Consider the following 14,115-nt stretch of genomic DNA (forward strand, 5'->3'; position numbering starts at 1 on the left):
CGAACATGCTTACAAATACGGCGCAGTAAATCCAAGTTTTTTCAAAGCTGCTTTTACTTCCGGTGCACTGCTAAACAGGTTCCACAACAAACCACTCCGATAGTTTTCAATCATGATGATTTGCGGGCCCTGATCGATAGCAAGGAAGGAAGAAGCAAACCACAAATCGGGCAGTTTGAAGGCATCTACAAAGCCGTATTCCTTCCAGATTTTATCGCCCATAGTGTAATAGAAAAATTTCAAGGCTGCCATGCTTTCTGCAGGTGTGTAAGGCATAGCACTAATCGCAGCCGTTGGTGCAATCACACCCACATCGTTGGTAGGACTGCTGGCAGTGTATCCACCCGGAATATCGCTGGCAGTAAGGCCCCAGCTTTTATCGCTGTAGCCCCAGCGGCCCAGCGGATTGGCTTTGCAATACTCGTAGTTGATTTTGCTGTGGGCTACATTTTGCTCCCAATAATTGGCATACTGATCAGACAACCCATTTGGATTGATGCCGAGAAAAGTATAGTGCGATAAGAAAAGCGGGCCGCCCAAATCGCTACCCAGTGGCAGTTTATTGTTGTAAAATGTTTTACCATTTTTCATGGCTCCATCTCTGGCAAACCCTTTTTGATATACCGTATCGGGGATGCTGTAATTTTTAGAACTGGCCGCCATCACGTAGTTAATCAAACACTCGTTCCAGCCCTGAATTTTCAGGTTCATGGCCCAGCCTTTATCGGGGCTCCAGTGCCAGTACAATACCTGCTCATTGTTTTTGCGAAACCAGTTCCATTCAATGCCATCCAAAATGCTGTTGATGTCGTTGCGCAGTTGTGTTTCTGCAGCATCGGCATCATCAAAATATTGTCTTGCTGTAATCAGGCCCATTGAGAGTAACGATGTTTCTACGAGATCGGCACCGTTATCATTGGCACTAAACGGAATCACCACACCGGTATTGCCATTGAGCCAATGCGGAAACGCCCCTTTAAACTTCTGCGCTTTGTCTTTCAAAAAAGTAACCATGGTTTGAATACGCTGCAAGGCTTGTGCACGGGTTACAAATCCCCTGTGTACGCCCGTTACCATACTCATAATACCAAAGCCACTACCGCCACTGGTTACCAAATCACCACTGCTGTTGCGTTCACGAGCCAGTCCGCTTACAGGATGACCAAAGTCCCAGAAGTATTTGAACGTTTGCTGCTGCACCAGGGTGAGCAACGCCTCATCACTAATGGTCGGAAACTTAGGCGTAGAATCGATGCGGGTAATGAGGTTGATGCTGCCAGCTTCTGCTAAAGCAACGCCGGCTGCAGATTTCAAGGCATTTGATACAAGTGCTGTGTAGCGATTCAATCCTGTAAGTGCAGCGTTTGGCTGCATGACCATTGTACTATCGCCACGCTCCCATGCCAATGTAAATGGCACGGCTACACCAACTGCATTGGCTAATGCCGTGGCACTTGCCGCAGACGCTTTATCTACTTTTTCTGAAAAGTTGAAACGCAATACAGGCGTTAGCGAAGTATTGGTAAAAGTGTTGCCTACACTGTTGTCGAGCGTGGCATTGATAAGCCGGAGTTTGGCTGGTGCTGGTGGAGGTATCGGGGTTTCGCCGCCCTTTTTACAAGCAGCAAAACCCACAAACATCACACCCACAAGAATGTATGGCTTCAGCAAAAATTTCATGTTATGTTTTTATAACAACAGTGTGGTAATAGAGTGCGGCAGTGCAACTGTTTCAGCAGCTTTTCCATTGATCCAAAGATGGTAAGGTGTTTTTTTATCGCTTTGGTTCATCACGATGACAACCAATTTTCCATCAGGATTGCGGAATGCAGTAGTAAGTAACTGACTACGGCTTGCTGCAGCTGCTACCCGCTTGGCACCAGGCTGAATGAATTTTGAAAAATGACCGATGTAGTAATATGCATTGGTGTAAATCAACTGGCCTGTACGCGTATCAGCATGCACGGGTGCAAAGCAAAAATTTTGCACGTGGTTAGGACCGCCGGTTTCATCGAGCAAAATGTTCCAATCGGTGAAACCAACCATACCGTTGTTGAAATCATTAATCATGCTACGGCCATATTCTTCGCCCAATACCCAGGCCTTGTAGCGGGTGCTGTCAAAGCTTTCGGCACAACCTTCGGTAAAGAAAATATGCTTGTCGGGGAATGACTCATGTACACGGCGAATATTGTCGTACATGGGCAGGCCGCCGCTCCAGTCTTCGTACCAGTGAAAGCCAATGCCCCAAATGTATTTCGATGCAGCTGCGTCGCTGAAATAGGTTTGTGCCCGCTGATAAATGAGGTCCCGGTTGTGGTCCCACACAATGATTTTTTTATCCTTCAGGCCTTCTTTTTCCATGGTGGGTCCAAGATGGTTTTTCAGGAAGTCACGTTCTTCTTCAGCCGTGTAAATGCAGCTCTCCCACCGCTGTGTAGCCATGGGCTCGTTTTGAATGCTTATGCCCCACACCGGTACACCTTCCGCTTCGTATGCTTTGATAAACTTGGTGTAATACATGGCCCATGAGTTGTAAAACTCCGGCTTCAGTTTGCCACCTTTCAACATGTCGTTGTTGTCTTTCATAAACGCCGGCGGGCTCCAAGGGCTGGCAAACAAATTGAGCTTGCCACCTGCTGCAGCAATAGATGCTTTAATAAAGGGCAGCTTGAATTTTTTATCGTGGGCAATGTCGAATGTTTTCAACTCCTTATCGCCATCTTGTACATACGTGTACATGTCGCTACTAAAATCGCAGCTGTTGATATTGGTGCGGGCAAAATTGTAACCAATACCATTTTGCTTATCGAAATGTGCTTTCAAAAATTCATCCTGTGCCGCTTTGGGCAATTTGTAAAAGGTTTCTGCCGACGCATCAGTGAGTGCTGCGCCAATGCCTTCGTAGTGCTGAAACTCTTTGCCCGGATCTACAAACACCAGCACCTGCGACTCTACAGGCTGTGCCATGTCGGTAAAGCTGAGTGTATCATTTACGGTCAGGCGCAGGTCGGTGCTATCCGCAGTGGTTACAGCAATTACCTGCTTGCCTTCTGTTGAAAATGTGGCAGCTGTTCCTTTCTCACTGGGTGAAGTTTGGCATGCCAGCAACATGGTGGCTGCTACACCTGCAATCAATCTTTTCATGTTCTATTGCTTTATGGTTGGTTGTATAAAATATAACGGACTTGTATTGCTATTGCTTACCACACGTATGTACCCACTGCATTGGCAGGCAATTGTGCCACTGCCCATTTGCCATTGATTTTAATATTGAAGTTGACTGCATAGCCATTGTCGTTGAGCACCAGCAATACTTTTTTACCGGCAGGTGTTTTAAAAGCTACATGTGCCAGGTTGCCGGGGCCAATGCTTTCAATGCGGGTAGAACCAGCCGGCACAAACTTGGAGGCATGCGCCACAATGTAATAGCTCACGTTACGTGTTACCTGATCGCCGTTAATCATGAGAGCACCACGGCACTCTGTACAACCGCCGGGTGTATGCGGGCCAAACTGCGGATTGTTGGCCAGGTTCCACTCCAATGCAACCCTGCTCCAGTTGCGCATAGAGCCAATAATCACATTGCGGATATGCCATTTCAAATCACCATCGAAACTGCCGTTTTTACCTGTCCATTGCTCGGTAAAATACAGCGCCTTATCAGGGTGTGCATTGCGTACGGTGCTCAGTGCAGAAATATCGCCAGCATACAAATGGAACGCTGAACCATCGATGTATTTTTTTGCATCCGGATCATTCATCACGGTGATAGGATAGTTTGGTCTGTCGCAGTTGTGATCCCAAATAATGATTTTAGTAGTGATGCCGGCATCTTTGAAAGCAGGGCCTAAATTGTTTTTGATAAAAGCCGTCTGCTGCGCTTCAGTCATGAGCATACTGGGATTGTTGCCGCCATGTTCAGGCTCATTCTGAATGGTTACCGCATCAATGGTTATGCCGCGGCCTTTCATGGCCTGGATGTACTTCACAAAATATTGGGCATACACAGCATAATATTTTTCTTGCAATGAACCACCAACGCTGTTGCCGTTTGTTTTCATCCATGTAGGCGGGCTCCAAGGCGAAGCCATGATTTTAATATTGGGATTGATGGTAAGAATTTGCTTGAGTACCGGAATCAAATCGGTCGTGTCTGCAGCCAGGCTAAACTTGCTGAGTGTTTCATCGGTTTGGCCGGCTGGCAAATCGTTGTAGCTAAATACAAACGGGCTCAGGTCGCTGGCACCCAAACTAATGCGCAAGTAACTCACACCTATTGATGTAGCACTATTGCCAAAGAGTTCGTTCAGCAGATTGTTTTTTTCTGTTGTGCTCATCGAGTTGATGAGGTAGGCGCTACCACCTGTGAGTGTATAGCCAAAGCCATCAACCGTTTGGTAAGTGGTCGATTCTGTAATCTCAATGTTGGCATTGGTATTACTGGTGGTTACAAAAGGCAGCAACTTGTCGGCTTTGTTCAACAGCAATGTTTGATCGGCACGGGTGATCCATTGTTCTACTTCGCCGGTAGGCGTTGGCTCTGGTGTTGGCGAAGGATTACTTTTCTTATTGCAGGCAATGGCAATAACTGCCACAGCAGCAATACCTGTGAGCAAAAAGGATTGTCGAACCCATTTTTTGTGCAGTGTGTTACTTAAGAATTTCATAGTATAGGTAAATTTTTTCCGATGCTTACCATCGGTATAGGTTATGGTTATTTGCGTTGATCATTGCCGGGCATTTGCAGCAGCAATAGGGGTGCGTTATTACGGGCTATCAACAATTTCAATTGGCCATTCACCAATATCCATTTGGCATCCCGCATTTCGCCGCTCAGCCAGGGCAAGGTTGCAGTAGTGGTAATGTTGCTGCCCAACTGCAACCCTGTAAACAGCTGCCCATCATACCGGCCTTCGTAAGGAACAGTTCCATAGAAATTGCCGCCCGTCCATACCGCTTTTCCATCGGGCATTTTCACAAATGCAAAGAGCGGCGACTGCTGTACAGCTTTGGGCAATGGTTGTATGCTAAAACTTCCTTTTCCATTGTTGATGAATACACTTGAGGCCAGTGTTTCTGCTTTTGTTTCGTAATAGTCTTTAAACAAATCGTAGAACATGTATTGCACCGTTTCGCCGGCCACTTCGCCATAAGTGAGATAAGCCTTTTTCAACACGGGCAATGGTCTTTCTAATTCATCTTTTGCCAGAAAACTGTATTCCTTGCCATCTACTGTGTAGGCCATCACTTGCTCTACACTGCCGTTTTTATCAAAGTCTTTTACATACAATTTCACTGGCCCGTTTTTGCCAGATGCCAACTTGCTATTGAGCCCCCAGTTGCCACCCAGCAAGTCCATTTTGCCATCACCGTTTACATCAGCCACCTGTATGTTTTGCCAAAGGCCTGTGCTGCCTGCTATTGCTTGCTTGGTAAATGTTCCTTTCTGATTGATGAATACCACCACCGGCATCCACTCTCCTGCAACAATCAGGTCTTCCGTGCCATCGCCATTTACATCGGCAAATGCTGCGCTGGTTGTAATGCCCAACTGGCTGAGATTGATTTGCTGTGCAGTAGCGTTAGTGAATTTTCCGGTTCCATCATTCAGCAACAGATAAGCATCTTGCGGATAACCATACCGCACCGAATTAGCGAGACCACCTACAAATAAATCCACATCGCCATCGGCATCTACATCGCTGGCGGCTACACATGATTTATTGGTGCGGGGCAACGGCAAAGGATGTGTTGATTCAGTAAATCCTCCTTTACCATCGTTGATGTACAAATGATCGGCCAGTGCAGTAGTGCCGCTATCCAGTTCATTGCCGCCACTTACTACGTACAAATCTTTAAAGCCGTCTTTGTTTACATCTACAAACAAAGCATCTACATCTTCGCTTACAGCGTTGCTCACCAATGCAGGTACGTTAGCAGCAGCAAAACTGCCGTTACGTTGCTGCAGCATGAGTACACCCGGCTGAGTATGTGCACCACAGGCAAAAAAGTCTTCGAGTCCATCGTTGTTTACATCCGCTACCGCCAGTCGTGGTCCTCTGGTTGACTGTGCATGCGGAATAAGGTATTGCCTGTTGAAGTCTACAAAATCATTTTCTGTATGGCGCCAGTTTATGCCACTGGCTGCAGTTGCATCTTCCCACACAGGTGTTGCTACAGTAAAATAAGCTTGCCTGTTAAAACCCGCTTTGGAATTGGCTTGCAGCAATTGCCGAGGCTTGTTGGCGGGCACTTTGTACTGCACTTCGTAACTATTGCCCGGCCATACAACCAACACACTATCTGCTACTGTTGCATCGTTCAAACCAAAGTGCAATACCATATCGCTTGACGACTGGAAGCCACGGGTGGGCATCAGGTGTTGCATTTGCATTTGGCCTGCAGCATACACATATACTTTGGCGCCAATGCCTTTTGTATTGGCAGCATTCCCTTTCAATGAAATACTCAAACTGTTCTTTTTAGGCGCATTGTTTTTCAGTACCAAAGCTTTGCCTTTCAGCACATTCACCAGCATGTCGAGGTCACCATCATTATCAAGATCGGCGTAGGCGGCACCATTAAAATATCCTTTGAGGCTTGCAGTGCCCCATTCTTTGCTCATGTTGGTAAATCCATTGGCCGCATCGCCTTTAAAAAAGAAAGGATGCGAACTGCCATCCGGCATTTTGGCTATGGTTTCTTCGTCAAACTTATCGGTGATGTCGAGGTTTTTTTGTGCTTGCATGGCACTCACAAACTGCACATAGTCGAGGTCTACCGGCCGCTTTACAATACCGCTGCTGATAAATAAATCTTTTTGCCCGTCATTGTCAAAGTCTGCAAACAGCGGACACCAACTCCAGTCGGTGGCCGATACACCGCGTAGCAATGCCTGATCGCTGAAGCTTACCGCATCGCCATTGTTCATGTGCAGCACGTTTCTCGAAAACTGGTGCTGGTAGCCATTCATACCAAGCTTGGATTTGTACACGTTGGGGTTTTCGTCGCTACCATAGGTCTTCATGGTTTTCTCATCGGGCGGCAGCATGTCCAGCGTTATCAAATCCGTTTGTCCGTCATTGTTGATGTCTGCCGCATCGTTGCCCATGCTAAAGCGGCTATAATGTTTGAAATGCGCAGCACCACTTTCGCTGAAAGTGCCATTGGCATTGTTAATGTAGTAGTAATCGTTTTCGTGGAAGTCGTTGCCCACGTAAATATCGTCCCAGCCATCGTTGTTGAAATCGGCAACAGCCAATCCCAAACCATAACCAAGACTGCTTTGGTAAATGCCCGCCTGTGCCGACACATCGGTAAAATGCATTTGCCCGTTTACAAGGTCGTTACGATACAATCTATCGCCGGCAGTTGAATCTACTTTGCGGCGGTTGATGGTATCTACCACATTGGCATGTGGCTTTTTGGAGTGGTTGAGCAGATAGCAATCGAGGTCGCCATCCTGATCGTAATCAAAAAAAGCGGCCTGTGTACTGAGGCCAGCAAAATTCAATCCATACTTGGCAGCCGAAGGCGTAAACGTAAGGTTGCCATTGTTGATGTACAATTCATTGGCGCCATTCAAACCATAATGCTGGCTTACGGCGCAAACATAAATATCGAGCTGCCCATCACCATTTACATCGGCCATGGTAGTGCCGCTGCTCCATTCATTAGTACCAGCCACTCCGGCCTTTTCAGTAATGTCTTCAAATTGAAAATTGCCTTTGTTGAGGTAGAGCTTATTGCCACTCAAAGTATTGGCGGTAAAATACACATCGGTTAATCCATCATTGTTGATGTCTCCTGCAGAAACGCCACCACCATTGTAATAATAGAGGTAGTATAGAATACTGAGTAAATTTTTGGATACAGGTTCATTCACAAATTCGATATGCGTATCAGTGGCTGACACTGATTCGAACATGCCTTTTTGTTGTTTGCAGCCGGCTAATGCCATGAGCATTATACAAGAAGCGAAACCATACAGCCGGAAAGAAGGTTGAACTAACATGCAAAAGGAATAAAAGCCTGAAGGAAAGAGAGAAAAAAAGGGCTGTACATTGCTGTATCAGCCCTTTAACCAAAACTAACTGCTTATAAAAAAGAAGATGGAGTAGTTATTTTTTGCCGGTATAAAGTGCTGATACTTCGGCAGCAGTAAGTGCAGTACCATACAAGCGGAACTGGTCTATACCACCTTTGAAAGTTGATGACAACCAGTCATCATTTTCTTCAGTAGCAGCACCTGGGCCAGCACCAATACGCATTTCAGCAATACGGTTATTGTCGAAGTTAATAGGGCCATGACCCGACCAACCACGGATATTCGGATTGGCTACGCCGTCAACATACAAAACAGCCTGGCTGTTGGTATGATTATACACCAATGCCAGATGATGCCATTTATTATCGCACAAACCTGGAATGCTATTTCCTCCTTCCCAAGTGCTCCAAGAATCCCCGTTGCTTTTATCTACAAACATAGTTTTAACTGCACAGGCAGTATTATTACCCTCTAAGAAGAACAACAATGTGGCACCACTCCAGTGGTTTGCATTATTGACATTGGTTTGCTTAAGGCTCATTAAATACTCAGGTCCGTTGGTACCCTTATTGTTTTGGGTTTGGCCATCTTTTTTAAACCAAATAGAAATGGTAAAGCTCTGCGCTGTGGTAGCCCAATCATTTGGCTTAGCATATTTTACAAACTTTCGGTTAGCTCCCTGTAAAGCCTTACCACTTACACCATCAGTGGAATTGAGTGGATTTTCAGAAGCAAAACTTGCTTTGATGCTATCTACAGCATTCATTAAAGAATTGCTGGTGGTACCATCAAAAGCGGCATAGAACTTCAGTGGTCCGCCGGGTGTATTGCTATCCTTTGGATAATCGCCCAACGCAGGACGATCCATTTTTTGACAACCGGCCAATACCAGCAACGATACAGAAGCGGTAAGCAATCCGGCTGTGAGTTTATTCATTTTCATTGGTTCATTTTTTTGTGAGCATTCAAGAAAAGTGAAACAAGTAACGGATGCAGCTTGCAGCAACCGCTACTTGTTCTATCAGTTGCTTATTGCCATTCAGGATTCTGGACGAGTTTGCCGCCGCTGTTGTCAATTGCTTGCTGAGGAATTGGATAGAAGCGGTGCTTGTTGGTATAACCAGCTGAGCCCAACACGTTGGTAGCAATGCCCCAACGAACCAGGTCGAAGAAGCGGTCGCCTTCCAGCGCCAGCTCTACGCGGCGTTCCTGACGGATAGCATTGCGCATTTGAGCCTGACTTTGGAATACCACTTTTGGCAGAATAGCGTTGTCGCCGGCACGGGCCCGTGAACGTACTCTTTCCAGATAGGTTTCAGCCAAAGCGCCGTTGCCGGTTTCGTTGGCAGCTTCTGCAGCCATCAGCAATACATCGGCCAGACGCAATACACGCTGGTTAATCCAACCACCCTGACGGTTGCCGGTAAATGTTTGCTGGCTTGGTTCCGGATATACTTTCTTGTTCCAGTACTTACGAGGAATGGTGGGGAAATCGGGCAATACTTTTCCATACAAGCCATCTGGCTGACCGCTGAAGAGGATGGTTGCATTTTTGCGGGGATCGCCTGTTTCGAAGGCATCCACCAGTTCTTGTGTTGGTGTATTCCAACCCCAACCTAAATCCCAGTCGCCGCTACCACGTACACCTTGGTGTACAGCATTTGGCGCAGAATAGTTGTCGGCGTTGTTGGCACCAATGCTGGCCTGAATTTCGAAGATTGATTCGCTGTTGTTTTCACCGGCGGTAGTCCAAATGCCGGCAAAGCTGTTAGTAAGTGCATACTCTCCAGAGTTGATAACTGCCTGAGCCAATGTTAAACCCTGTGCCCAGCTGCTGCGGGCCAAATAGGTTTTGGCATGCAGTGCCTGTGCAGCACCTTTTGTAAGGCGGCCAGGAAAGCGGCTTGAACCTGCGGCATTCTTCCAGTTGAGTGGCAAATTGGCTGCGGCAAATTGCAGGTCGGCATCAATCAACGCATAGATTTCTGCTACAGAAGCTTTCGGACGTTGTGCGTCGATAGCACTATACACACGGAAGTCGATTTTAGGCACTTCGCCAAATGTGCGAACCAGATCGAAATAGGCGAATGCACGGAAGAAACGGGCTTCGGCACGGTTAATTTGCGATGCAGGATCATTGAGCTGCAAAGAGTCGGCAATTTGCAATGCCGTGTTGGCAGCACCAATCAGCGTATAGTGATGATCCCAATAAACAGTATTACTCCAATGGTCTTTTACGTACTGAAACTGATCGTAAATCACGCCCCAGTCGGCACCATCTGATGCGCTACTTCCTTTCTCGCTGTCATCGCTACGGAAGTTTTGTATGCCCAGCCAGGGAATGCCGCCAAAACCTTGCCCGGCAATATCACCATTGCGGATGGCTCCGTAGAGGCCATAAATCTGGCCTTCGAGGCCACCTTGATTGAGGTCTTCTAGTGTGGCCGAGAGAGGCTTGCGGTCCAGGAACTTGTTGCAAGCACCCAGCAATAAACCCATAGCAAGCACTACAACCAGGTAGCTCCCCTTTTGAATTCTTTGTTTCATATGCTGTGTTTTATTGACTTATTTAAAAGTTTACGTTGATACCACCGGTTACTACCATTGGCATTGGGCTGTTACCGTTGTCTATACCAAATGATGTGGGTGAACCACCGTATTCAGGTGTATAACCAGAATTGCGCTTCCAGGTTTTCAAGTTCTGCGCATTCACAAATACACGGAACGATTTGATTTTGGCTTTGGCCAGCAAAGCTGGGCTAAAGTTGTAACCAATCTGGATGTTGCGCAAACGCAGGTAGCTACCATCTTCAATACCATACGTGCTTGGCAGGCGGTTGATGGCACGGTTGGCACCCAGTGCAGGATCCCAATTGCTGGTGCCTTCGCCATGCCAGCGGTTCAGCTTAAATGCAGGATAGTTGAAGGTAGTAAATGGCAGTTCTGAGCTACCCCAATAGCGGTAAATTTCGTTGCCATATACACCATTCAGGTCTACATTAAAATCGAAGCCTTTGTAATTCAGATTGATAGATGCACCATACATAAAGTCAGGTGTGGGGTTACCAATCATGGTACGGTCGGTAGCATCAATTTTGCCATCGCCATTTACGTCTTTGTATTTAAAGTCGCCGGGGCCATACTCATAACCTACCACTGTGGGCGAAGCCAGTTTGTCGGCATAGCTCTGGTACAAACCTTCTACTACATAACCATAGAAGTAACCAATGGGGAAACCTACTTCGGTTTGGTTGGGGCGTTCTTCGCTGGCGGCCAGTTTGAAGGCAATGTCACCCATTTTGTTGCTGAAGGTGGTGAGGTTACCACTCACATTCAGCGTGAAGTCTTTGCCGAATGTATGGTTGTAGCTGGCTACAAATTCAAAACCCTTGTTGCTCAGTGTACCAATGTTGCTCAGGCGCTGACGGTTGTTACCATCTGGTACCAGGCTCAGCAGGTCGTTGGTGGTTTTGCTGTAGTAAGCGGCTTCTACATGCAGGCGGTTTTTCAGCATGTTGAATTCAAGGCCAACTTCTTTTGCATCTACACTTTCCCAACGCAGGTTAGGATCTACGTTGTAAGCCAAAGAGTAGGCAGGAGCAATCAAATCGCCAAACACAGCGGTGTTGCCGGTTTGCAGTGCAGGGTAAGCGGGGTAGTCAAACCCATAAGTGTTCTGCACACCCAATACACCCCAACTGGCTTTCAACTTCATGAAGTCGAAGATGTTCTGTTGTTCAAAAAACTTCTCTTTACTGATATCCCAGGCAGCACCTACGCTGTAAAAATCTTGCCACTGCTGGTTTTCGGGGCGCCATGCAGAGCTACCATCTTTACGGAAAGAAGCATTCAGCATGTATTTGCCCTGGTAGTTGTACAACAAACGGATAAGACCAGATACAGTAGCACGTTCTGTTTGGCCAGAAGAGCTACGACGAGAAGCTAGGTCTACAAAACCGTTATTGATGTACCAGAAACGCTTATCGTTAGGAATGGGGTCGCCGCTGGCAGCCTGGCTGGCATTGGCATTCAAGCCTCGGTACTCATTGTAATAAGTAGTAAAGCCACCCATAGCAGTCAGGCCATGGTCACCAAAGTTTTTCTTGAAAGTGAGGATGTGATCCTGCTGGAATTTCTTCCAGTTTTCACTGTTCTGATAAACAGAAGTGAGGCGGTTATTGCGATCCACAAAAGTGGTGTTGCCCAACTCAGGGTTGTATGTATAAATGATGGGATTGTAACCACGGCTGCTCAGGTCGCTCATGTCGCCATACAATGTAGTTCTCCAATTGAAATTTTTCAGGAAGTTCCAATCGAAAAATACACTGGCCACCATACGGTTTTCGTAGCGCAATTCTTTATCCCACTTGTTTTCGAGGTTCATGAGTGGGTTGCTGATTTGGGCATTCTGAATGGCCAGTTCGCTGTACACACCCAGTGCATCGTTGTATGGAGTGGTGATAGGCAATACACGGCGGGCATCGTACAGCAAACCATTAGCAGAGCTGTAAGGGTTACGCTGACGGATACCGTTTAAAGTAAAGCCCAATTTCAGGTTTTTGGTTACCCGAAATTCATCGTTGATGTTGAACATAATCTTCGACAGCTGCTCATGTTTTACAATACCTTGATCCATGGTAAAACCAATGCCCATGTAAAACTTGTTCTTGTCGGTGCTGGCACTTACGCTCAGGTTGCTGGTGCTAAACTGTGCAGTGCGGGTCATTACATCAATCCAGTCTGTGTTACCCGTCCATGGGCCATAGTTGAAGCGCTGGTTGGCAGGAACACCAATGTTGGCTTGCTCTTCATCAAACAGCATTTTAAAACCTTCGGCATCCACCATGTCAATTTTATCAACCAGCTTTTTGAAGCCGTAGGTAGTATTGAAGTTCACATTGATTTGACCAGCCTTGGCTTTTTTGGTAGTGATGGCGATAACACCAGTAGCACCACGGGCACCGAAGATGGCGAGTGAAGAAGGATCTTTCAACACTTCGATAGACTCAATATCGTTGGGGTTGAGGAAGTTGATGTTATCGTTCCAGATACCATCTACTACATACAGCGGCTTAATACCACCAATACTTACGGTACCACGAATACGGATATCGGGTTCCTGACCGGGCGTACCAGAGTTTACCACACTCAAACCGGCTACTTTACCTTGCAGCGAAGCAACAGGGTTTACGTTGGGTTTGTCGGCTACGTCTTTACCGGCAATTTTCACGATAGAACCGGTGAGGTCTCTTTTGCTGGCGGTACCATAACCAATTACCACTACTTCGTTGAGGCCGCTGGCAGCTACCACCAGGCTTACCGCAAAATTGGTACGACCATTTACTGAAATTTCTTGTGTAGCAAACCCTACGGCTGAAATCACCAATACATCTTTTTCATCAACAGAAATGGAGAAGTTACCTTCTGCATCGGCAGCGGTACCGCTTTTGGTACCTTTAATTAATACAGATGCGCCGGGCACGGGTTTGCCATCGGCGTCGGTAATTTTACCGCGAACCGTTTGCGGGGCTGGTGCTTCAAATTCTTCGCTGGAGAGCACAATCAGTTCGCCATCGAGCATTTTGTAGCTAATGCCTGTGCCGGCAAAAATTTGGTTGAGCACGGTTACCAACAGTTCGTTGTTGGCATTCAGGGTAATTTTTCCTGTGTTTTTCAGTACGGTTTGGTTGTATAAAAACCGGTACTGGCTTTTCTTTTCAATTTGCTGCAGCGCCTGCTTCATTTCGGCCGATTCCAACTTAATGGAGATACGCTTTTGCGCAAATCCGTCGGCATAAGCATGCAGAGAGGCAAACAGCATCAAAGCAACAATCATTTTCATAGCAAGCAGCGTTTTAACCAAAAGGGATCGCCTGCCCTTTGTTTGCAGTTGTTGGTGTACTTTCATGTCGTAATTAAAATGGAGGTTTATCAATAGCAGAGCATCGCATTACCTGGCGGGTCTACAGTGTTCTGCAAAAGCTTTCTGTTTTTACTGCCGGGGGGTAATGTTGGCGCATTGCTCCCCGTTTTTTTGTTGTTCCGGTTAGCCGGTATCGAATTGT

The 14,115-nt window shown here is 46.7% G+C and carries 7 protein-coding genes; all 7 read right to left on the reverse strand.

Features of this window, described 5'->3' with window-relative positions:
- Positions 1–9 precede the first annotated feature (9 nt).
- Positions 10–1,680: a glucoamylase family protein gene (locus tag V7Q13_RS08445; protein WP_333800245.1), complete on the reverse strand. Its 1,671-nt coding sequence runs from the start codon at positions 1,678–1,680 to the stop codon at positions 10–12.
- 9 nt (positions 1,681–1,689) lie between these two features.
- Positions 1,690–3,147 (reverse strand): glycoside hydrolase family 30 protein, encoded by a 1,458-nt coding sequence (locus V7Q13_RS08450; protein ID WP_333800246.1) that lies wholly within the window; start codon positions 3,145–3,147, stop codon positions 1,690–1,692.
- A 56-nt stretch (positions 3,148–3,203) separates the two neighbouring features.
- Entirely contained in the window at positions 3,204–4,670 is a 1,467-nt protein-coding gene (locus tag V7Q13_RS08455) for a glycoside hydrolase family 30 protein (RefSeq protein ID WP_333800247.1), read from the reverse strand.
- 47 nt (positions 4,671–4,717) lie between these two features.
- Positions 4,718–7,930, reverse strand: a complete 3,213-nt coding sequence (locus tag V7Q13_RS08460) for a VCBS repeat-containing protein (RefSeq protein ID WP_333800248.1) — start codon at positions 7,928–7,930, stop codon at positions 4,718–4,720.
- 193 nt (positions 7,931–8,123) lie between these two features.
- Positions 8,124–8,993 carry a LamG domain-containing protein gene (locus tag V7Q13_RS08465; RefSeq protein ID WP_333800249.1) on the reverse strand — a complete coding sequence of 290 codons (870 nt, stop codon included), beginning with the start codon at positions 8,991–8,993 and terminating at the stop codon, positions 8,124–8,126.
- 86 nt (positions 8,994–9,079) lie between these two features.
- On the reverse strand, positions 9,080–10,597 hold the full coding sequence (locus V7Q13_RS08470) for a RagB/SusD family nutrient uptake outer membrane protein (protein WP_333800250.1): 1,518 nt from the start codon (positions 10,595–10,597) through the stop codon (positions 9,080–9,082).
- A 22-nt stretch (positions 10,598–10,619) separates the two neighbouring features.
- The gene (locus tag V7Q13_RS08475) at positions 10,620–13,892 is read right to left on the reverse strand and encodes a TonB-dependent receptor (RefSeq protein ID WP_333800251.1); all 3,273 of its coding nucleotides are present in this window, start codon (positions 13,890–13,892) and stop codon (positions 10,620–10,622) included.
- Positions 13,893–14,115: the final 223 nt, after the last annotated feature.

The sequence above is a fragment of the Phnomibacter sp. genome (genome assembly GCF_036803085.1).
Taxonomy (GTDB): Bacteria; Bacteroidota; Bacteroidia; order Chitinophagales; family Chitinophagaceae; genus Phnomibacter.